The organism is Pseudomonas sp. NBB (assembly GCF_032701105.1).
GTDB lineage: Bacteria > Pseudomonadota > Gammaproteobacteria > Pseudomonadales > Pseudomonadaceae > Aquipseudomonas > Aquipseudomonas asiatica.
The window spans coordinates 3867721-3888837 of sequence record NZ_CP103994.1; the positions used below are offsets into that span (position 1 = coordinate 3867721).

Sequence of the window (21117 nt, forward strand, 5' to 3'; positions counted from 1 at the left end):
GCGTGAATTGCCGGGGCTGCTGCGCAGCCCTTTCGCGACGCAAGGCCGCTCCCACAATAGGACCGCGGCAGCATGCAACTTCGGTTCAAGGCTCCAGCCCGATCCCCCGCAAGATCACGCTGGTCACCGTCTGCACGGCATTTTCAAAGGCCATGTCCGACAACGCCTCCCCGCCATTGAGCAACGTCACCTGGTAACCAAAGTCGGCATAGTGCTGGGTCGAGGCCCAGATCATGTACAAAAGCGCCGAGGGCTCCACGGGCAGGATGCGCCCCTCCTCCACCCAGCGACGGATCTTGGCTTCCTTCAGCTTGGCCCAGGGCACCAGGCTTTCATCCAGGTTCACCCCCAGCACCGGCGCCCCATGCAGCATCTCTTCGGCCCAGATCTTCGAGCCCAGCGGCCGCGAGCGCGAGTGGCCCATCTTCGCCCGGATGTAACTGGTCAGCACCACGCGCGGGTCGTCGAAGTTCTCGAAGCACAGCGCGTCCTGCTTCCACACATCCAGCAGGTCCTGCAGCACCGCGCGGAACAGGTCGTCCTTGGTGCTGAAGTAATAATGCAGGTTGGAACGCGGCAGCTCGGCCTGCTCGGCGATATCGCCCATCGAGGTAGCGCCATAGCCCTTCTCGGCGAACACCTTTTCCGCCGCCTGCAGGATCTTCTCGATATTGCGCCGGCGGATTTCGATCTTGTGGTTGGCCATCAGGCTTGGGCCGTCCACACCGCCAGCTCATAACCGTCCGGGTCAATGAAGTGGAAGCGCCGCCCACCGGGAAAAGCAAAGGTGGCCCGGCTGATTTTCGCCCCGGCGGCTTCGATCCTCTGCTGCGTGGCTTCCAGGTCCTCGGCATACAAGATGACCAGCGGCCCGCCCGGGCGCACCGGCTCACCCGTGGTGAAGCCACCGATCAGCCGGCCATCACTGAACTCGGTGTAGGAGGGCCCGTAGTCGGTGAACGCCCAACCGAACACACCGCCATAGAAGGCCTTGCTCCGTGCGATGTCGCTGACATTGAACTCGATGTTGTCGATCTGCCGGTCAGTACCGCGAATGCCCATGTGTGCTCCGTGCCGAAGGGGTTTGCCCTAGTCTACTCCGCTTACTCCAAGCCAGCGCAATCCCTGTAGGAGCGGCCTTGTGTCGCGAAAGGGGTGCGTAGCGCCCCGGGGATTTCAGCCTCACTGCATGAATTGCCGGGGCTGCTTTGCAGCCCGATCGCGACACAAGGCCGCTCCTACAGGGGGAGACCGCCACCTGACTTAGCTGCAGCTCGCCCGATCACGCACCGGGCACTGTGCGCGGTGCAGGTTCAGTGCGGTGTTGATGATGCCGATATGGCTGAACGCCTGGGGGAAGTTGCCAAGCATGCGCTGGCCTGCCGGGTCATACTGTTCGGCCAGCAGGCCAAGGTCGTTGCACAGGCCGGTCAGGCGTTCGTACAGTGCCTGCGCTTGTGCCTGGCGGCCCAGCAATACATACACATCGGCCAGCCAGAACGAACACACCAGGAAGGTTCCCTCCCCGGGTGTCAGGCCGTCGCTGCAGCGGTCACTGTCATAGCGCAGCAGTAGGCCGTTTTTCAGCAGGCGCTGTTCGACCTGTTCGAGCGTGCGCAAGAAGCGTGGGTCATCCGCCGGCAGGAAGCCGGTAAGGGCGATGTGCAACAAACTGGCGTCCATCTCGGTCGAGCCATAGGCCTGGACGAAAAAGCGGCCGCTGGGGTCCAGGCCCTGCGCGCACACTTCACGACGAATCTCGTCAGCCACCTGGCGGTAATGCCGCCCGCGCTCGCGGCCTTCCTCGGTGGTGTCGGCCAGCCCTGCGGCACGGTCGAAGGCCACCCAGGCCATGACCTTGGAGTGCACGAACTGCTGCCGTCCGCCGCGCACTTCCCAGATGCCTTCGTCCGGCTGGCGCCAGATGCGCTCGACGTAAGGCAGGATCAGTCGTGAGATGGCGGCGCTACGTGGATGGCGAGGCAAGCCACCCTTTATTGCCTGGGTCATGGCATCGGCGAGTTCACCGTAGATGTCCAGTTGCATCTGCGCCGACGCTGCATTGCCCACCCGCACCGGTTGCGAGTGCTCGTAGCCGGCCAGCCACGGCAAGGTGTATTCCTGCAGGTCGCGCTCACCGGCCAGGCCGTACATGATCTGCATCTGCTCGGGGTTGCCGGCAACCGAGCGTAACAGCCATTCCCGCCAGGCCTGGGCTTCGTCGAAGTAGCCGAGGTTCATGAAGGCCAGCAGGGTCATGGTCGCGTCGCGCAGCCAACAGAAGCGGTAGTCCCAGTTGCGCTCGTGGCCGATGCGCTCGGGCAGCGAGGTGGTGACGGCGGCAACGATGCCGCCGGTGGGCGCGTAGGTCATGGCCTTGAGGGTCAGCAGCGAGCGGCGCACCAGGGCGGAGTATGGGCCCACCTTTGGGCAGCGGGCGGCGAAGGCCTGCCATTGGTCGATGGTCTGCGCCAGCGCTTCGTCGATATCACAGCCGGGCTGCACCGGCAGGTGCGAGGGCTGGTGGCGCAGGCTGAACACCTGGCGTTCGCCCGCGCCAACGCGAAAGCGGGCGACCGTGTGCTGGTCACGGGCATGCGGGGGGACGGTGCTGCACAGGATCAGCCGGTCGGGGCCGGCGACGGCGCTGAGGGTCCGCGGGTCGAGCCGTTCCACCCAGGGCACGCTGCGGCCATAGTCGAAGCGCATCACCAGGTCCATTTCGAAGTTGGTTTCGCCAGCGAGGCCCTCGACGATGCGCACCAGCGCGTTAACCTCGCCCAGCGGCATGAAGTCGAGCACACGGGCGCGGCCGGTGGCGGTCACCCAGGTGGTTTCCAGCACCAGGGTGTCGTCCAGGTATTGGCGGCTACTGTATTCGACCGGGTCGCAGGGGGCCAGGCGCCAGCGGCCGTTTTCTTCGTTGCCCAGCAGGGCGGCGAATACCGCGGGGGCGTCGAAGCGTGGCAGGCACAGCCAGTCGAGCGAGCCATCGCGGCTGACCAGGGCGGCGCTGCGGCAGTTGCCCAGCAGGGCATAGTCTTCGATGTGGGCAGGCATTGGGGCTCCTTTGTGTGGTTGTCTGTGACGGCCTCTTCGCGGGTAAACCCGCTCCCACAGGTACATCACAGGCCTTGAAACCATCGATATCCCTGTGGGAGCCGGTTTACCCGCGAAAGGGCCGGCACAGGCCTTACAGAAACCTCACCCCAACCAATGCCACTCGCGCTTGTCCCGCGCCAGCAATTCATTGCCGGCCTCGGGCCCGTCTTCACCGGCCGGGTACTCGTGCACCTCGCCGCCCTGGGCCCAGGCATCGAGGAACGGCTGCACCGCGCGCCAGCCGTTTTCGATGTTGTCAGCCCGCTGGAACAAGGTCTGGTCACCGGTCAGGCAGTCGTAGATCAGCGTCTCGTAGCCGGTCGCCGGGGTCATCTTGAAGAAGTCCTTGTAGGCAAAGCCCAGCTCGACATTCTCCATTACCAGCTCCGGCCCGGGGCGCTTGGCCTGCAGGTCGAACCACATGCCTTCGTTGGGCTGGATCTGGATCTTCAGGTAATTGGGCTTGGGCCGCTCCAGCTCCGACTCGCGGAACTGCGCATAGGGCGCAGGCTTGAAGCAGATGGCGATTTCGGTATCACGCACGCTCATGCGCTTGCCAGTACGCAGGTAGAACGGCACGCCGGCCCAGCGCCAGTTGTCGATCATCACCTTCAGCGCCACATAGGTCTCGGTCTGGCTATCCGCCGCGACGTTGGGCTCGTGGCGGTAGCCGGGCAACTGCTTGCGCCCCTGCTTGCCGGCACTGTACTGGCCACGCACGGAGTTTTTCAGGGCCATCTTCACCGACCATGGGCGGATGGCGCCGACCACCTTGGCCTTTTCGCTGCGCACGGCATCGGCGGCGAACGCGGCCGGGGGTTCCATGGCCACCATCGCCAGCAACTGGAACAGGTGGTTGGGCACCATGTCGCGCAACGCCCCGGTGCTGTCGTAGAACGCACCACGGGTCTCGACGCCGACGGTTTCCGCGGCGGTGATCTGCACATGGTCGATGTAGTGGTTGTTCCAGAACGATTCGAACAAGCCGTTGGAGAACCGGCTGACCAGGATGTTCTGCACCGTCTCTTTGCCCAGGTAATGGTCGATGCGGTAGATCTGCCGCTCGCCCATCACCTTCAGCAGGCAGGCGTTGAGCGCCTCGGCGCTGGCCAGGTCGGTGCCGAAGGGCTTTTCCACCACGACGCGGCGAAAGCCGCCGGCCGATTCGTCGAGCAGCCCGGCCTGCCCCAGGCGCTGCGCCACTTCGGGGAAGAAGCGCGGCGAGGTCGCCAGATAGAAGATGGCGTTGCCGTGGCGGGTTGTGTCGATGCGCTTGGCGAGGGCCTGGTAGGTGGCCGGATCGAGGAAATCGCCGGTCTGGTAATCCAGGCGCTTGGCCAGGCGTGCCCACAGCTTCTCATCCAGGCACTTGGCCGTGCCCTCGCCGCCTTTGTCACGCTCGACCATGAACGCGTGCAGGCGTTCGGCGAATTCCTCAGCAGTGGCCGGGTTGTGGTCGACGCCAACAATGCGCAGGTTGCGGTCCAGCAGACCGTCACGGCTGAGGTTGTAAAGCGCCGGCATCAGCAGGCGCTTTACCAGGTCGCCATTGGCGCCGAACAGGAACAGGGTGCATGGCGGAGCAGCCGGAATGCTCTGTTTGGTCATTCGGCTTTTTTCTCGACGTGGCCACCGAAGCCCAGGCGCATGGCCGAGAGAATCTTGTCACCATAGGTACCTTGCTGCTGGCGCGAGCGGAAGCGGGCGAACAGCGCGCTGGACAGCACCGGCACCGGCACCGCCTGCTCGACGGCGGCGTCGATGGTCCAGCGGCCTTCACCACTGTCGGACACCGAGCCACTGAACTGCGACAGTTGCGGGTCGGCCACCAGCGCATCGGCAGTGAGGTCGAGCAGCCACGAGGTAACCACGCTGCCACGCCGCCACACTTCGGCGATTTCGGCCACGTTCAGGTCGAAACGCTGGTCTTCCGGCAGTTCGTTGCCGCCCTTGCTGCGCAGCAGGTCGAAGCCTTCGGCGTATGCCTGCATCAGGCCGTATTCGATGCCGTTGTGCACCATTTTCACGTAGTGCCCGGCACCGGGTGGGCCGGCATGGATGTAGCCGTGCTCGGCACGCTGGTGCTCGCCGCTGCGGCCATGGGTACGCGGGATGTCACCCACGCCCGGGGCCAGCGCCTTGAACAGCGGCTCCAGGCGCTCGAACACGTCCTTTTCGCCACCGATCATCATGCAGTAGCCACGGTCCAGGCCCCACACACCGCCCGAGGTGCCGACGTCCAGGTAATGCAGCCCGCGCTTGGCCAGCTCGGCGGCGCGGCGCATGTCGTCCTTGTAGAAGGTGTTGCCGCCGTCGATGATCGCATCGCCCGGCTCCAGCAGTTCGGCCAGTTGGGCGATGGTCTGCTCGGTGGGCTCGCCGGCGGGCAACATGACCCACACCGCGCGCGGCGCTTTCAGCTTCTGTACCAGCGCACCGAGATCGTGCGCACCCTGGGCGCCCTCGCCCTCCAGACCGGTGATGGCCTCACGGTTGCGGTCATGCACCACAGTACGGTGGCCGGCGCGCATCAGGCGCCTTGCGATATTGCCGCCCATGCGGCCCAGCCCGATGATTCCCAGTTGCATGAGCCGATGCTCCCCTTTCGAAATAAATGACAACACAATCCAGCTTTTCAGATTAGTCCAGCGTACCGCTCGAGGGTTCAGCGACGAACGGCGGGACCACGATAAACAAAAAAGTTCCCAAGACCTGCGAAAGAATTCAGAATGCGCCCGCGTGAAGCGTCTACGCTTTAACTTGTCACCAGCCAAAACCGCGAGGTGTGTCCATGGGTACTTTGATGCCTGCAACCCCAACCCAGACCCTCTATGTCTCCGTGCGCCGTGATGAGCTGCGTAAACTGAAGGACGAACGTGACCAGCTGCGCCAGCAGGTCGCCCAACTGAACCTGCTGCTGGCGCAGGCGCGCACAGACGGCAAGGCCGTTAGCCTCTGAGTTTGCCCCTCTCCTGTGGGAGCCGAACTGCTCCCACATCGCTTAATCGAGCAGCCAGTTATTATCACCATTTTCCAAGGTACCGCCATGACTGGTGGCATCGCCGACCCTGGCAAGCGGCTGCCCATCATCCATCATCAGTGCCGAGCCGCTGGTAATCACCGCCCCACACCCGAGCCTGTCGCCAACCCTGGCGGCTGCCCTGCCGTTGACGAAGAACAGACTGGAGCCGCTGCTGATGCTGGTCGGGCCGCACAATGGGCAGTGGTGAGGGTGACCCAGCAGAACGATGGCAGGCATTGTTGCCACTCCCGAATCATGTGAGGCGCCAGGCACGCATGCCGACAGCGCCAATCAGAACGTTCTCGACAGCCGCCAGTGCACGACCTGGCCATCGATCTCAGGGAAAGGTACCTGGTGCATGAACACCTGCTCGCCCACCATGCGCTCGACGCAGACGTAGTAACCGGGCCATGGGCAAGGCGTGCCGGAAAGCCAGCCTGGGGCATCCTCGCGCCTGGCGGTTTCCGGGTCGCGGAACTGCTTGCCCAGGCGTCGGTAATGCGCCCTTTCGACGAGCGCCTGCGGGTAAAAGCGGGGAGCGCTTTCCAGGGCATCACCCTGCACAGACCATAAAAACGCCACCAGTGCCGCCTCGAAGGCCCAATAACCCAAGTGGTCACTCCGTGCCCGGGTGTGGCGCTCGTGCCAGTAGCAACCGTGCGCATTGGCGTACCACTGCCCGAGATAGTGCATGAGCGCGTCATGCTGCGCGGGGCCTTTCAGGTCGAGGCTCTCCAACAAGGCGCCGTAAGGTTCGGGGTGAAGCAATGAGGTGCCTGGGTAGGCTTTGCCCGGCCGCTGGAACAGGCGATGCAGCAGCAGGTCGGGGCTGCGCTCGTCGTCCTGGTTCAGCCAGCCCAATACCTGGTCGACACGCTCGGGGTAACCGCACAGCACCGCCAGCGACAGCAGCCACAAGGCAAGCCGGTATTCATCCGACACCCACGGGCGCAACTGCTCGCTGGTTGCCGGGTACGCCGAAAAATGCCGGGCGAACTGGGCAAACGCATAGTCTGCATAGGCCTCCACCAGCTCCATCGGCTCGCCACCGGAATACCGCTGCACTGCCAGCTCCAGTGCCATGTGTGCCCAGTCGCGGCTAAGGCCACGGTAGTGATGCCTGTGCTCGGCTGGCCCGATCAGCAATGCTTGGGCGTCAGGGTCGGCGAATTCCTGCTCTTTTTCACGCGTCGAAGCCAGGTAATGCTGCTCGACCATCCACGGGTCGCGTTTGATGCTGTCGAACTGGCCCATTGGCCCTCCCGCACGCTATAAGCCTTTCACCAAGCGCCAAACCAGAGAGCGCCCATTTTCGCTCGGCATCTCTACGCCTTGCATGAATGTCTGGGGCCCCACCGCCCATTCATCGCATACCCACACCCCCGTGCGCGGGCAAATTTCGCCCGACCTGGCAAGCGCATCCGAATACGGCGCGCTTTGCAGTTGTTCAGGGAAGCTTTTGATAACTTGACGCTTGCGAGCATCGTCTACCAAATCCTTCGGGTAGAAAGGAAGATCTCTATAGGGCGTATCGTCGACGCCCCACAACACAGTGACCAATCCTGCCTCAAAGGCCCAATAGCCAAAGAAACCCGCATCACTTCGTGCCTTGTGCCGGTCATGCCAATAACAGTTGCGCATGCCGCGATACCACTGCTTCAGGTAACTACGCACTGCCTGTTGCTGCTCATCCTTCTCGGTAGTTACGGCATTGAGCAATTCATGGTAGGGGCGCTCATGAATCAACGTACTCCCAGGGATGGTCACCCCCACACGGGAAAACAGTTGCCGCAACAGGATGTCCTCACCGTCATCTGGGTCCTCACTCAAAAAACCTGCGATTTGCCTGATGCGCCCGGGCTTGTTGAACAGCACTGCAAACGATAGAAGCCAGAGTGTGTACTGATAGGCATCCGGCTCCCACAGTTTCAAGCTGAAACTCGGATAAGCTTGCTTGTGACGTTGAAACTGGGAAAACATGTGATCCGCGTAAAACTCAAGCGCTTCAATGGGCTCCCCCCCCGAATAAAGTGCTACTAGTAACTCCAGAGATTCAAAGCACCAATCCCAACTCAACCCTTCAACATTTACGAAATCTGGGCGTTCCAACGCTAGAAACTCTTCAGCCTTTAGCTCCACATAGTATTTCTTCCAAAAATCAACAGAGTCGAGATAGGCTGCCTCTTGCAGCAAAGGCTCACGTTTGATCTCATCAAATTTCTTCATTTTCAGCCCCTACTGAATTACATCACCTATAGATCTCGCATGCCCATCAAGCTTGACTATCTGGCTTACAGCACCCTTCTCATCTACGGTTATCAACCAACGCTCATATCCAGCCGAGCGAATATTCATTGCCTGTTCTTTCCCCAAACTTTCGGAAAGCCTTGGACGAATCCACGCATCACTCATCTGCCTGGCACTCGGAAACCCCTTACTCCCCTTTGTAACCGGCAAACTACCCGTCGAAAACGCGCCCCCCGTTCGATACTTGGTCTCGGTAATGATGAACGGCGGCGGTGGATGGGCATTACGATAGACGCCATACAGCCCGCGCCCGGTAGGTTTCATTTGCAGGCTGCGAGGCCCACGAGCGGCCGACAGCAGGTTCTCATGGCCTTTGCCGAGCATGTACTGATCACTGACCACCTCCCCATAAATGCCCTTCTGCGCCCGGGTCGCCGTCGAATGATCGAACACGTGCACATTTGCGCCATGCGTGGCAGCTGCCGCAGAGGTGGGCACTGGCGGGCCGAGCGCACCCTCGGGGCGCTCGAGGTAACGCGGACGCATGCCAATGCCAGAAGTCACCCGCCCACCACTCATCGCCATGGGCACCGGCTTAGGCGCATGCACCCCGGCCTGCGCAACCTGCGCGGGCAGATCGCTGGCCTGTTCCAGCACCTTGGCCAGCCTGGCGTCGAGTTGCATCAACGCCCGTGGGATCTCCCGCACTGCATGCACCTGCACCGCGTAGAACTGCGCTTCCATGGCCTGCAGCCGCACCAACAGGTGCGCGGCCGCCTGGTTGAAGGGCCAGTTGCCCAGGTAGCTGCGAAGCTTTGCCGTTGCCGCGATGACCTTGGTCAAGAACTGGTTCAGATAGGCCAGCAAATCCTTTTCATAGCTCGTGAACCTGACCTGGCGCAGCCAGAACTCCACGCTGCCGCGGGTGAACTTGCCAAGAAACGCAACCACGGTCCGCAAGATGATCTGGCTTTCACGGATAAGCAGCAGGCACAAACCTCGCAGAAACGCTGCCGCTTCCTGGCCGACCAATGCACCTGCCACCGAGCCCACGGGGGTACCCACCGCCCCCACCACGGCACCGATGATCGGCGCGATCAAGGTAATCAGGCAGGCAATCAGCAGCACCCACTCCTGCCACTGTGGCGGCTGCGCCGTTGCCTGGCTGTCATCCGCCGTGTAGCGCTTGCCCAAGCGCAGACACACTGCGGCCAGGTCACGGGCGCTGAGCACGATCACCACCCCAGGCACCAACGACAGCAGCATGTCGGCAATGACCACGCTCAGTGCCGTTCCTCGGCAAACTCCCCCAGCACCAAGTCACGCAGCCAGCCAAAGCCGCCTGCCACCCTTTCCACCGCTTCATCCAGCCAGTCAGCAGCGGAGTTCATGGCTGGCCACCTGCCGAGGTGCAGCCGGCAAGCAATGCCTGCAAGGCAGCATCCGGCTCGATTGCGGTCGTCAGCTGCAGCGAGCCTTGGCCAACCTCGTAGCGCACCTGGGCGCTGCAACCGGGGGTAACGCCAGCCAGGCGGGCATAGCCGTTCTGGTCGACCATACCCTGGCGCTGGGTGCCATCGGACAACGTCGCCACGTAGGCCGTGCCCGCAATTGGCGTACCGTCGGCATGCACCAGGCGAAACTCGATTTCCTCCTGCGACGGTGCAGGCGGCTCACCGTAACGTGCAGGCGCCTTTACCTGGGCGATGGCATGCAACAGCAGTGGCTCGGGGCAACCGATTTCGATGCGGCCATCACCCAGCTTGATAAACGCCCCGCCGCAACTCAGGGTCAGCGACGTTCGGCTATCGATGTGCACATGGCCGTGATGGCTGGTGATCGACACATCGTCATTGGCATCGACCCGCAGTTGCCCGCCGACCTGCACACGCTTGTCCTGCGCGACCTGCTCGCTGGCCTCGAGGCCAACCATCACGCTCAACGCCCCGCCAACGGCCAACGACTTGCCCAGGCCTATGCTTTCGACTTTGCCAAGGGCGACCGTTTCGCTCTTGCTGGCGCCGACCTTGACACTGCGGTTGCCACCTATGTGCACCACTTCGTCATGCTCGACGCGCTCGCTACGATCATTGCCGATGAGCGTGGTTTCGTTGTGCTTCACGACGTTGTTCTGGTCGCGCTCGGCATGAATGAATACTTCCTGCCGCCCCAGTTCGTCCTCGAAGCGCAACTCGTTGAAGCCATCGCCTTTATGGGTCTGGCTCTTGATGGTCATGCGGGTCTTGTGTTCGGGCAGGTCGTAAGGCGGCAGCTGGTCACCGCAGTAGGTGCGCCCGGTGATCATCGGCTGGTCAGGGTCGCCATTGACGTACTGGACAATCACATCCTGGCCAATACGCGGAATGGCCATCGAACCCCAACTGCCACCGGCCCAGCCTTGCGACACCCGCACCCAGCAGGAACTGAATTCGTTGTTGCTACTTTCACGGTCCCAGGGGAAGCTGACCTTGACCCGCCCCCACTGGTCGCAAAAAATCTCTTCGCCCGGCGGGCCGACCACGGTGGCCATGTGCGGGCCATCGATGCGCGGCTTGGCCAAGGGTGCCGGGCGCCATTCGGCCATGCCTTGCACCAGCAGCGCATCGTTCACATAGCGGGTACCTTGTTCGGCGCCGGCGGCTTCTTCCTGCAGGCTGGTGAACTGCGTACCTTCGTGGCACAGGCTGATTACGCGCCAGTGCACATTAAGGTCTTCACGCGGGTGGCCGACTAGGGTGAAGCTCAGGCCTGGCTGCAGGCGCACGTCATCGCCCTGTACTTCGGCCAGGCGGGCGTCATGGCGCAGCGCCGTCAGCCGCGTTTCAGTGAAGGGCTTGCCGACCGCATCGCGCTTGTAGCGCCCCGGGTAATCAAAAAACTCATAGTCCAGCGACTGGTGCGTGATTCCGCTGGCCTGGGCCTTGTGCTCCTGGCGATAGGCCGGGTTGGTGAAGGTGTAGTCGCGCTGCACCTGCTGCGCAGTACGCACCTGCTCGCAGTAGCGCAAACGCCGCAGGCAAGCACGGGCCTGGTCGCCACCGCTACTGGCGTGGTACAGCACCTTGTCGGGGCCGAGATCATCTTCATCCAGCCAAAGCGCTTCATCATCTACGGGCTTTAGCGTGCCCCGGCTGAGCAACCCAAGCGATAGCAGGCGATCGGTAACGATCAGCGTGTGGTGCCTGGCGCAGTGTGCAAAGCGGTAGACGAAGCCCTCTTCAGCGGCAAGGCGATGGATAAAGTCGAGGTCGGTTTCCCCCGCCTGGACACAAAACTCACGCACCTGGTGATCGGCGCTGGTATTGAGCTCAAACCGGGCAATGCCCTGACGCTTGAACATCAGTTCAAGAATCTGCGGCACGGTTTTCTGCTGGAAGATGCGCCAGTTCGAACGCAAGCGGGCACGGGCCAGTTGCGGCTCGACCACAGCGTGGTAGCGCGTGCGACAGAAGCCGGTTTCACCTTGGCTGAAGGCACTGACCAAGCCATGCACATGACGCAGTGGCCGGTCTGCGCAATAAAGGGTGAATAGCGCAGGCTTGTCGAGCACCTGGCCGAAGTCGACATCACTGTCGTAACTGACAAGTTCAAGGCTCAGTACAAATGGCTGGCTTATGGTTTCTTCCAGCTTGAATGAAACCACTTCGAACTCCGTGCGCCCGGCGAGCGCCTGAAATCCGAAACGAAAGTCCGACTGTTTCATGAGTTGCTCTACCGCCATCATGTTTACCGGCGAAAAAAACAACCACATCCTGGCTTTCTTCAAGATGAACACATCGAATGAAATTGCCCGTCGCCAACGTTCAAGCCGGCTAGATCCGTGGCATTGGCGGACTTGACCGATGACGACAGTGAGGATGAGGCAGTGACTGAAGAGCAACTTAAACCGTACCGCCCCGCCATGACAGGAACGATGGGTTTCATGCATTGACGATTTCGTAGGAAATTTCCTAAAGCATCAACTTACAAACTTTTGCGCGTGCGAGTCTGCTCACTGAAACACAAGAAATTCAAGCCAGGAAAATAATAAATACAGATACTGATAAGTTCGCGAAACAGCCCCTTTCATTCCTCCTGAAATCACGTGCACCATTCTGTTCGAGGGCGATGACCTTGGCACCCCTCAAACGCACCAAAAAGGTGCATGACTGGCTGGAATTGGGGCATGCCGTCTGGCCCTCATCCACCGCTCCAACCCCTGCATTTACATCCGGTCACAACCGCCAACGTTTGCGTCTACTCCGCAGCATGACAATAGTGACCAGCGGGTCACCTTTTCATCTATTTCTCTCCTACACTCGGGTTTCGGCCCGCCATTTGCTCAACGGAAGAGTGACGAAAAAAAGTCGAACTTTCCGGAACGCGGGCAGGTCAGGAACTAAGTAGGCCAAACGCAAAGGGACTTCCCAGCATCGGCCCACATACCCCACCAGCCCAATCGCCTTCGGCCGGAATGCCGATCGCGCCGTGCCTGCGCGCACGACCCTGGGGCATGGAACGCACTACGCAGAATCCAGAATCAGAGAGAACCAACACGAAACATCGCCACGGGTGCCAGCACCCGGCCAAGCATAGGGACGGAGAGAAGTATGATCAGTGCCGCTGTCGAGCCTCACGTAGATTCATTCAACCCGGACAACCGCGAACCGCTCACCCCGGACTTCGCCACGACAGGCAAGGCACCCGGCGCCCAGCGCCAGCACAACCGCAACAAGCGCAAGATTTTGTTCGTGACCTCGGAAATCGCCGACCTGGTGAAAACCGGTGGCCTGGGAGACGTGTCCGCCGCCCTGCCCCGCGCCCTGGCGCACCTGCACGATGTGCGGGTGCTGATCCCCGGCTACCGGCAGGTGATGGAAAGCGACAACCCCATCCACATCGTCGGTGAACTGGGTGGCCACGCCGCACTGCCGCCGTGCAAGATCGGGCGCATGGACATGGCCGACGGCCTGGTCATCTATGTGCTGATCTGCCCCGAGCTGTACCAGCGTGACGGCACTCCCTATGGTGCCAACAACGGCCGCGACTGGCCCGACAACCACATCCGCTTCGCCCGCCTGGGCCTGGCCGCCGCCGAAATCGCTGCCGGCGAAGGCAGGATCCACTGGAAGCCCGAAGTGGTGCACGCCCACGACTGGCCCGCCGGCCTGGCACCGGCCTACATGCACTGGCGCGGGCTGAGCACGCCAACCCTGTTCACCATCCACAACCTGGCCTACCAGGGCGTGTACAGCCGCGGCTGCAGCCCGGAACTGGCAATCCCCGAACACGCCATGCAGCAGGAAGGCATGGAGTTCTACGGCAAGCTGTCGTTCCTCAAGGCCGGCCTGGCCTACGCCAGCCACATCACCACGGTCAGCGCCACCTATGCCCGGGAAATCACTACCCCGGAATTTGGCTGCGGCCTGGACGGTTTCCTCGCCAGCAAGGCCCAGCAAGGCCTGCTCGGCGGCATTCCCAACGGCATCGACGAAAGCTGGGACTCGGCCACCGACAAGCACCTGCAGCACAACTTCAGCATCAACGACTGGGAAGGCAAGGCGCGCAATGCCCAGGAAGTACGCGCGCTGTTCGAACTGCAGCCCTCCGAAGGGCCCTTGTTCGCAGTGGTTTCGCGCCTGGTCTACCAGAAAGGCCTGGACCTGACCCTGGGTGTGGCCGACTACATCGTCGAGCAAGGCGGGCAGATCGCGATCATCGGCCGCGGCGAGCCGGAAGAAGAGCAGGCCATGCGCGAACTGGCGCTACGCCACCCGGGCCGTATCGGCGTGCGCATCGGCTTCAACGAAACCGATGCCCGGCGCATGTTCGCCGGCAGCGACTTCCTGCTGATGCCGTCTCGCTACGAGCCATGCGGCCTCAGCCAGATGTACGCACAGCGCTTCGGCTCGCTGCCGGTAGCGCGCAAGACCGGCGGCCTGGCCGACACCATCGAGTGCGGCGTTACCGGCTTCCTGTTCAACGAGTCCACTGTCGAGAGCTATCGCGAGGCACTCAGCCGCGCCTTCTATGTATATGGCAAGAAGGACCTCCTGAATGCCATGCGCTGCCTGTCGATGACCCAACCGTTCAACTGGTGCCAGGCCGTGGAGCCCTATGCACGTCTGTACGAGGACCTGGTCAAGCAGGCGCAGCACAGCCACTACTGAGCGGGGAGTTGAAGATGCACAGGCATGGCGCACACCTGCTGGACGCCACGTCGGCGCGCTTCGCCCTCTGGGCCCCGGATGCGCGCAGCGTGAGCGTGGAACTGGAGCAGCAGCCGGCCATCGAGCTGTTGCCCGACGATGATGGCTGGTTCACCGGCGTGGCCCCGTGCCAGGCCGGTGACCGTTACCACTACCGTATCGACGGTGCACTGAAGGTGGCCGACCCGGCCTCGCGCTATCAGCCCGATGGCGTGCAGGGGCCGAGCCAGGTGGTGAATGTGGCCAGCTATGCCTGGCGACACCCCTGGCAAGGCCGGCCCTGGCACGAGGCGGTCATCCAGGAGCTGCATGTCGGCCTGCTCGACGGCTACGCCGGGGTCGCCCGGCAACTGCCGCGGCTGGCCGAACTGGGCATCAGTGCCGTCGAACTGATGCCGCTGGGGCAGTTCCCCGGCGAGCGCAACTGGGGTTACGACGGCGTGTTGCCCTATGCGCCGCAAAACACCTATGGCAGCCCCGAACAGCTGTGTGCGCTGGTCGACCAGGCACATGGCCAGGGGCTGATGGTGCTGGTCGATGTGGTGTACAACCACTTCGGCCCTGACGGCAATTACCTGCACCAGTACGCCAGCCCGTTCTTCCGCGAAGACCGGCAGACCCCCTGGGGCGCAGCCATCGACTTCCGTCGCCCGCAGGTGCGCGAGTTCTTCATCCAGAACGCCCTGATGTGGCTGTGCGACTACCGCTTTGACGGCCTGCGCCTGGATGCCGTGCACGCCATCGACCAGCCCGACTTTCTGGTCGAGCTGGCGCAAAGGGTACGCGCTGCGGTGGAACCGGGCCGCCACGTATGGCTGGTACTGGAGAACGAACACAACCAGGCCTTCCTGCTGGAGCAAGGCTTCGACGCCCAGTGGAATGACGACGGCCACAATGCCCTGCATGTGCTGCTGACCGGCGAAACCGAAGGCTACTACGCCGACTACCAGCAGCGCCCCATCGACCAGCTGGCCCGCTGCCTTGCCGAAGGTTTCGTGTTCCAGGGCCAGGCTAACCGCCATGGCACGCCCCGCGGCGAGCCCAGCGCGCACCTGCCACCCAGCGCTTTCGTGCTGTTCCTGCAGAACCATGACCAGGTCGGCAACCGCGCCCTGGGCGAGCGCCTGACCCGCCTGTGCCCACCGCAGGCGCTGCGGGCGGCCACCGGGCTGCTGCTGCTGGCGCCGATGATTCCGCTGCTGTTCATGGGCGACGACGATGGCAGCTGCCGGCCGTTCCTGTTCTTCACCGACTTCCATGACCAGCTGGCCGACGCCGTGCGCGAAGGCCGGCGCGGCGAGTTCGCCCATTTCGCCGCCTTCGCCGACCCCGAGCAGCGCCAACGCATCCCCGACCCCAACGCCGAACAGACCTTCGAGGCCTCCCGCCCGCAAGGCAAGGAAGTGATCGCCGGCTGGCACGGCCTTTACCAGCACCTGCTCGAACTGCGCCGCCGCCATGTGATCCCGCACCTGCCGGGCAGCCGTGCGCTGGGTGCCGAAGTACACGGCGACAAGGCCCTGACCGCACGCTGGTGCCTGGGCAATGGCACAACCCTGCGCATCGACCTGAACCTGGCCGACACCCCGCAGGTGGTCGAGTTGCCTGCGCCGGCCAACCGCCTGTTCGACAGCAGCGACACCCGGCACCCCGATACCCATCTGGCCGCCTACAGCTGCGTGGTCAGCCTGCTTCCCCCTGCCCAGGAGCGCCCATGAGCGAAACCGCCCTGCACCGTCTGGCGAGCCGCGTCGGGCTGAGCCGCGACTGGATCGACGCCAATGCCCGGCCCCAGCGTGTCAGCGACGAGGTACTGCGCAACATACTTGAAGGCCTTGGCCACCCTGCCAACGATGACGCCGCCATCGCCGCCAGCCTGCGCGCCGTGGACGCTGCCGAAGACAGTGAGCACCTGCCGCCGCTGCTGACCGCCGACCTAGGCCAGCCATTGGCACTGGCGCGCTACTTCAGCGCCGCCAGCGTCGCGCACTGCACCCTGGAGGACCACAGCGCCCTCACCCTCAGCCTTGACGACCAGGCCCGCCTGCCCGGCGCGCTACCCATCGGCTACCACCAGGTGGAAATCGACAGCCGCCGCTTCACCGTGGCCGTGGCCCCGCTGCGCTGCCACAGCCTTGAAGACCGGGTGCAACAGCCGCCACCGCGCTGCTGGGGCCTGGCGGTGCAGCTGTACAGCTTGCGCCGCCCCGGCGATGGCGGCTATGGCGACTGCCTGGCCCTGGAACAACTGGCCCGCGCGGCTGCCGAACGCGGCGCCGATGCCTTGGCCATCAGCCCGATCCACGCCCTGTCGGCCCTCGACCAGACGCACTACAGCCCCTACTCGCCTTCCAGCCGCCTGCTGCTCAATACCCTGTACGCCAGCCCAGCCGCGCTGCTGGGCGAGCGGGAGGTGCGCGTGGCCATCGAAGCCTGCGGCCTGGAGCAACAGCTCGAAGACCTTGAGCAAGGCCCGCTGGTAGACTGGCCACGTGCCGCCAGCGCCCGACAGCGCCTGCTCGAAGCCCTGTACCAGGGCTTCAGCCAGGGCGACCACCCGCTACGCAAGGACTTCGACAGTTTCCGCAAAGCCGGTGGCCAGGCGCTGGAGCACCATTGCCGCTTCGAAGTGCTGCAGGCGCAAGCCGTGGAGCATGGCCTGGGCGCCGACTGGCGCCACTGGCCCAAGGCCTGGCACGACCCATACCACCCGGAAGTGGAGGCCTTCGCCAACGCCTACCCGGCCAAGGTCGAGTTCCATGCCTTCTGCCAATGGCTGACCGAACGGGGCCTGCAACGCGCCCAGGAAGCAGCGCGCGGCAACGGCATGGCGGTCGGCCTGATCGCTGACCTGGCGGTGGGCGCCGACGGTGCCGGCAGCCAGGCCTGGAGCCGCCAGGACGAGCTGCTGGCAGGCCTGAAGGTAGGCGCACCGCCCGACATCCTCAACCGTGCCGGCCAGGACTGGGGCATCTGCGCCTTCTCGCCCGAAGGCCTCAAGCGCAACGGCTACCGCGCCTTCATCGAAATGCTCCGGGCCAACCTCGCCCACGCCGGCGGCCTGCGCATCGACCATGTCATGGGCCTGCGCCGGCTGTGGCTGATCCCGCAGGGGGCCAAGCCCAGCGAAGGCGCCTACCTCAACTACCCGCTGGAAGATCTGTTACGCCTGCTGGCCCTGGAGTCGGTGCGCCACCAGGCAATCATCCTCGGCGAAGACCTGGGCACCGTGCCGGACGGCCTGCGCGAGCAACTGGCAGCCAAGGCCGTGCTGGGCATGCGCGTGCTGCCCTTCGAGCAGACCCAGCCCGGCCATTTCAAGCCGATTCTCGACTGGCCGGACAACGCCCTGGCCACCACCGGCACCCACGACCTGGCGCCGCTGGCCGGCTGGCTGGAAAACCGCGACATCGACTGGAGCCACCGCCTGCAACTGATCGATGCTGCCACCGAACTGCACTGGCGCCACGAGCGGCAGAAGGAGCACGATGGTTTGCGCCGCACCCTGGAGGCCAACTACGGCACGCTGCCGAACAACGACGCGCTGATCGACGCTGCCATCCGTTACGTTGGCCACACCCGCGCACCGCTGGTGCTGGTGCCATTGGAAGACCTGCTGGGTTGTGACGAGCAACCCAACCTGCCGGGCACCACCTCCGGCCACCCCAACTGGCGCCGACGCTTTGCCCGGCCGGTACGTGAACTGCTCGACGACGAAGACGCTGCGCGGCGCCTGGAACTGCTGGCCCAGGCCCGCGAACAGGCTTGGGAGCGTGACCGATGAAAGCGCTGACCGCGACCCTGCGCCTGCAGTTTCACAGTGACTTCACCCTCGATCACGCCGTGCCGCTGGTGCCGTACTTCGCCCAGTTGGGCATCAGCCACCTGTATGCCTCGCCCATCCTCAAGGCCCGCGCCGGCTCCCGCCATGGCTACGACGTGGTCGACCCGACCTGCGTCAACCCCGAGCTGGGCGGCGAAGCGGCGCTGCAACGGCTGGTCGCCGCCCTGCGTCAGCACGGCATGGGGCTGATCCTCGACACGGTGTCCAACCACATGGCCGTGGGCGGTGCCGACAACCCCTGGTGGCAGAGCCTGCTGGCCTGGGGTCGGCGCAGCCCGTATGCAGAGTTCTTCGACATCCAGTGGCACTCCAGCGACCCACTGCTGGCCGGCCAGTTGCTGTTGCCGTTCCTCGCCAGCGACTATGGCGTGGCGCTGAAAAATGGCGAGATACCGCTCGAGTTCGACAAGCACCATGGGCTGCTGCAGGTCGCCCATTACCAACACCGCTTCCCGATCTGCCCGGTCGATTATGGCTGGATTCTCGCCCTCAGCCCGGAGCCGGCGCTCAAGGCCCTGGCCGAACGCTTCACCGCGTTGAGCGCATCGGCCACGCCGCTGGCCGACGCCCTGCCCCTGCAAGCTGAACTGGCGCGCCTGGCGGGCGAAGGCGCTGACCTCGAATCGGCTCTGGTGGCGTTCGACAGCCGCAGCGAGAATGGCTTCAAGCGCCTGCACCTGCTGCTGGAACGCCAGACCTATCGCCTGGCCAGCTGGCGTACCGCCGCCGACGACATCAACTGGCGGCGCTTCTTCGACATCAACGAGCTGGGCGGCCTGCGGGTGGAACGCGCGGTGGTGTTCGAGGCCACCCACGCCAAGCTGTTCGAACTGATCGAGCGTGGCCTGGTGGACGGCCTGCGCATCGACCATATCGACGGCCTGGCCGACCCGCGCGGTTACTGCCGCAAGCTGCGCCGACGGGTCGATGGCCTGCTGGCACGGCGGCCGTTGAATGCCGCCCTGGAGCATTTCCCGATCTACGTGGAGAAGATCCTCGGCGCCAACGAGCACCTGCACCGCGACTGGCTTACCGATGGCACTACCGGCTATGAGTTCATGAACCAGGTCTCGCTGTTGCAGCACGACCCGGCAGGCGAAGCAGCGCTGACCGAGCTGTGGGCCAATGTGAGCGAACGCCCCGACTTCCCCGAAGAAGTACGTCAGGCCCGCCACCTGGTGCTCAATGCCAGCCTGGCCGGCGACTGCGAGTCGGTGGCCCAGGCGCTGTTGCAGGTGGCGCGCAACGACCTGATGACCCGCGACCTGACCCTGGGCGCGATTCGCCGTGCCTTGCAGGCGCTGGTGGCGCATTACCCGGTGTATCGCACCTACTTCAATGCCTGCGGGCGCCCGGCAGAAGACGAAGGGTTTTTCCAGCAGGCCCTGGCCAATGCCCGCCTCGACCTCGGCGAAGCCGACTGGCCACTGCTCGAGCACCTGCAACAATGGCTGGGCGGGCAAGCCTGGCGCCGCCTGCCAGCAGGCCGGGCGCGCAAGCAGCTACGCCACGCCTGCGTGCGCTTCCAGCAGCTGACCGCGCCCAGCGCCGCCAAGGCCGTGGAAGACACCGCCTTCTACCGCAGCGCGCGGCTGCTGTCGCGCAACGATGTGGGCTTCGACGCCGAGCGTTTCAGCGCCCCGCTCGAGCACTTCCACAACGAGGCCCAGCGGCGCCTGCGCGACTTCCCCGACAACCTGCTGGCCAGCGCCACCCATGACCACAAGCGCGGCGAAGACACCCGTGCGCGCCTGGCCGTGCTCAGCGAGCGCGGCCCGTGGCTGGCCAGCCGAATGGAACACTGGCGCGAACTGGCCACGCCGTTGCGCACGCAACTGGATGACGGCCTGGCGCCCAGCCCCGGCGACGAGCTGATGCTGTTGCAGACCTTGCTGGGCAGCTGGCCGCTGGACCTCGACCTGCACGATGTCAACGCCCTTGGCCAGTACGCCGAACGCATTCGCCAGTGGCAGCAGAAAGCCCTGCGCGAGGCCAAGCTGCGCAGCAGCTGGAGCGCGCCGAACGAAGCCTACGAAAGCGCCTGTGCCCGCTACATCGATGGCCTGCTGCTGGACGGCGAGAACCAGCAGCTGCGCAAGTCGCTGGCCGACGCCGCGCACCTGCTGGCCTGCCCCGGTGCCCTCAACGGCCTTGTCCAGGCCCTGCTGCGCATGACCACGCCGGGCGTACCGGACCTGTACCAGGGCAACGAATACTGGGATTTCAGCCTGGTCGACCCGGATAACCGGCGCGCCGTGGACTACGCGTGCCGGCGTCGCACCCTGGACGATGCAACGCCGGTTGCCGAGCTGCTGGAGCACTGGCGCGATGGCCGCCTCAAGCAGGCGCTGATCGCCCGGGTGCTGGACTGCCGCCAGGCCCATGCCGAGCTGTTCCGTCGTGGCGCCTACCTGCCCCTGACCGTGCAGGGTCGGCATGCCGACAAGGTGATCGCGTTCGCTCGCCTTGGCGAGGGCGAACGGGCCGTCATCATCGCGCCACGCCTGGCCAGTACCCTGCTGGCAGGTGCACCGACACCCCTGATCCCGGCACAGAACTGGGACGACACCCGGGTAAACCTGCCGTTTGCCTTGTCGCCTGCCAACTCGACGGGACTTTTCCCCAGTGCTGCGGTCAGCTCTTCCAAGGAGCTGATGTTGAGCGCCGTGCTGGCGGAGTTTCCGGTCAACCTGCTGATACAACAATCTTGAACA

General features: G+C 64.0%; 15 protein-coding genes. 5 read left to right on the forward strand and 10 right to left on the reverse strand.

The features are described 5' to 3' along the window. Positions 1–85: 85 nt before the first annotated feature. From NY023_RS18110 to gnd, 5 genes are all read right to left on the reverse strand, one after another. Entirely contained in the window at positions 86–706 is a 621-nt protein-coding gene (locus NY023_RS18110; protein WP_015270992.1) for a TetR/AcrR family transcriptional regulator, read from the reverse strand. After that, entirely contained in the window at positions 706–1062 is a 357-nt protein-coding gene (locus NY023_RS18115; RefSeq protein WP_013973316.1) for a VOC family protein, read from the reverse strand. Before NY023_RS18115 ends, NY023_RS18110 begins: the two co-directional genes overlap by 1 nt. A gap of 201 nt (positions 1063–1263) precedes the next feature. Then, positions 1264–3060 carry a glycoside hydrolase family 15 protein gene (locus NY023_RS18120; protein ID WP_024087390.1) on the reverse strand — a complete coding sequence of 599 codons (1797 nt, stop codon included), beginning with the start codon at positions 3058–3060 and terminating at the stop codon, positions 1264–1266. Between the two features lie 144 nt (positions 3061–3204). Next, the gene (zwf, locus tag NY023_RS18125; protein ID WP_013973318.1) at positions 3205–4710 is read right to left on the reverse strand and encodes a glucose-6-phosphate dehydrogenase; all 1506 of its coding nucleotides are present in this window, start codon (positions 4708–4710) and stop codon (positions 3205–3207) included. Beyond that, a complete protein-coding gene (gene gnd, locus NY023_RS18130) occupies positions 4707–5690 on the reverse strand; it encodes a phosphogluconate dehydrogenase (NAD(+)-dependent, decarboxylating) (RefSeq protein WP_013973319.1) in 984 nt (327 codons plus the stop codon). The genes zwf and gnd overlap by 4 nt, the downstream gene beginning before the upstream one ends. A gap of 203 nt (positions 5691–5893) precedes the next feature. Between gnd and NY023_RS18135 the strand changes: the two genes are divergently transcribed. Next, entirely contained in the window at positions 5894–6061 is a 168-nt protein-coding gene (locus tag NY023_RS18135; protein WP_013973320.1) for a DUF6026 family protein, read from the forward strand. A 42-nt stretch (positions 6062–6103) separates the two neighbouring features. Here the strand turns inward: NY023_RS18135 and NY023_RS18140 are convergent, their stop codons facing one another. The 5 genes from NY023_RS18140 to NY023_RS18160 form a co-directional block, all read right to left on the reverse strand. Then, positions 6104–6361: a PAAR domain-containing protein gene (locus NY023_RS18140; protein WP_013973321.1), complete on the reverse strand. Its 258-nt coding sequence runs from the start codon at positions 6359–6361 to the stop codon at positions 6104–6106. Positions 6362–6415: 54 nt separating this feature from the next. Further along, the gene (locus tag NY023_RS18145) at positions 6416–7378 is read right to left on the reverse strand and encodes a PoNi-like cognate immunity protein (RefSeq protein WP_013973322.1); all 963 of its coding nucleotides are present in this window, start codon (positions 7376–7378) and stop codon (positions 6416–6418) included. A gap of 15 nt (positions 7379–7393) precedes the next feature. After that, positions 7394–8350 carry a PoNi-like cognate immunity protein gene (locus NY023_RS18150; protein WP_013973323.1) on the reverse strand — a complete coding sequence of 319 codons (957 nt, stop codon included), beginning with the start codon at positions 8348–8350 and terminating at the stop codon, positions 7394–7396. A gap of 9 nt (positions 8351–8359) precedes the next feature. Then, on the reverse strand, positions 8360–9652 hold the full coding sequence (locus NY023_RS18155; RefSeq protein ID WP_013973324.1) for a hypothetical protein: 1293 nt from the start codon (positions 9650–9652) through the stop codon (positions 8360–8362). A gap of 106 nt (positions 9653–9758) precedes the next feature. Further along, positions 9759–12074 carry a type VI secretion system Vgr family protein gene (locus NY023_RS18160; RefSeq protein WP_024087393.1) on the reverse strand — a complete coding sequence of 772 codons (2316 nt, stop codon included), beginning with the start codon at positions 12072–12074 and terminating at the stop codon, positions 9759–9761. An 886-nt stretch (positions 12075–12960) separates the two neighbouring features. Here NY023_RS18160 and glgA point away from each other — a divergent pair. The 4 genes from glgA to NY023_RS18180 are packed head-to-tail and all read left to right on the forward strand — an operon-like array spanning position 12961 to position 21114. Further along, positions 12961–14520: a glycogen synthase GlgA gene (glgA, locus tag NY023_RS18165; protein ID WP_013973326.1), complete on the forward strand. Its 1560-nt coding sequence runs from the start codon at positions 12961–12963 to the stop codon at positions 14518–14520. 14 nt (positions 14521–14534) lie between these two features. After that, complete coding sequence (treZ, locus tag NY023_RS18170) at positions 14535–16277, forward strand: malto-oligosyltrehalose trehalohydrolase (protein WP_024087394.1); 1743 nt, start codon at positions 14535–14537, stop codon at positions 16275–16277. Next, positions 16274–18343, forward strand: coding sequence for a 4-alpha-glucanotransferase (malQ, locus tag NY023_RS18175; RefSeq protein ID WP_013973328.1), 2070 nt, complete (start codon positions 16274–16276; stop codon positions 18341–18343). The genes treZ and malQ overlap by 4 nt, the downstream gene beginning before the upstream one ends. Further along, complete coding sequence (locus NY023_RS18180; RefSeq protein WP_013973329.1) at positions 18340–21114, forward strand: malto-oligosyltrehalose synthase; 2775 nt, start codon at positions 18340–18342, stop codon at positions 21112–21114. The genes malQ and NY023_RS18180 overlap by 4 nt, the downstream gene beginning before the upstream one ends. Positions 21115–21117: the final 3 nt, after the last annotated feature.

Excerpts from the sequence above, each read along its gene's own strand:
- NY023_RS18110 (WP_015270992.1), bottom strand. The coding sequence starts at position 706 with ATGGCCAACCACAAGATCGAAATCCGCCGGCGCAATATCGAGAAGATC.
- NY023_RS18115 (WP_013973316.1), bottom strand. The coding sequence starts at position 1,062 with ATGGGCATTCGCGGTACTGACCGGCAGATCGACAACATCGAGTTCAAT.
- NY023_RS18120 (WP_024087390.1), bottom strand. The coding sequence starts at position 3,060 with ATGCCTGCCCACATCGAAGACTATGCCCTGCTGGGCAACTGCCGCAGC.
- zwf (WP_013973318.1), bottom strand. The coding sequence starts at position 4,710 with ATGACCAAACAGAGCATTCCGGCTGCTCCGCCATGCACCCTGTTCCTG.
- gnd (WP_013973319.1), bottom strand. The coding sequence starts at position 5,690 with ATGCAACTGGGAATCATCGGGCTGGGCCGCATGGGCGGCAATATCGCA.
- NY023_RS18135 (WP_013973320.1), top strand. The coding sequence starts at position 5,894 with ATGGGTACTTTGATGCCTGCAACCCCAACCCAGACCCTCTATGTCTCC.
- NY023_RS18140 (WP_013973321.1), bottom strand. The coding sequence starts at position 6,361 with ATGCCTGCCATCGTTCTGCTGGGTCACCCTCACCACTGCCCATTGTGC.
- NY023_RS18145 (WP_013973322.1), bottom strand. The coding sequence starts at position 7,378 with ATGGGCCAGTTCGACAGCATCAAACGCGACCCGTGGATGGTCGAGCAG.
- NY023_RS18150 (WP_013973323.1), bottom strand. The coding sequence starts at position 8,350 with ATGAAGAAATTTGATGAGATCAAACGTGAGCCTTTGCTGCAAGAGGCA.
- NY023_RS18160 (WP_024087393.1), bottom strand. The coding sequence starts at position 12,074 with ATGAAACAGTCGGACTTTCGTTTCGGATTTCAGGCGCTCGCCGGGCGC.
- glgA (WP_013973326.1), top strand. The coding sequence starts at position 12,961 with ATGATCAGTGCCGCTGTCGAGCCTCACGTAGATTCATTCAACCCGGAC.
- treZ (WP_024087394.1), top strand. The coding sequence starts at position 14,535 with ATGCACAGGCATGGCGCACACCTGCTGGACGCCACGTCGGCGCGCTTC.
- malQ (WP_013973328.1), top strand. The coding sequence starts at position 16,274 with ATGAGCGAAACCGCCCTGCACCGTCTGGCGAGCCGCGTCGGGCTGAGC.
- NY023_RS18180 (WP_013973329.1), top strand. The coding sequence starts at position 18,340 with ATGAAAGCGCTGACCGCGACCCTGCGCCTGCAGTTTCACAGTGACTTC.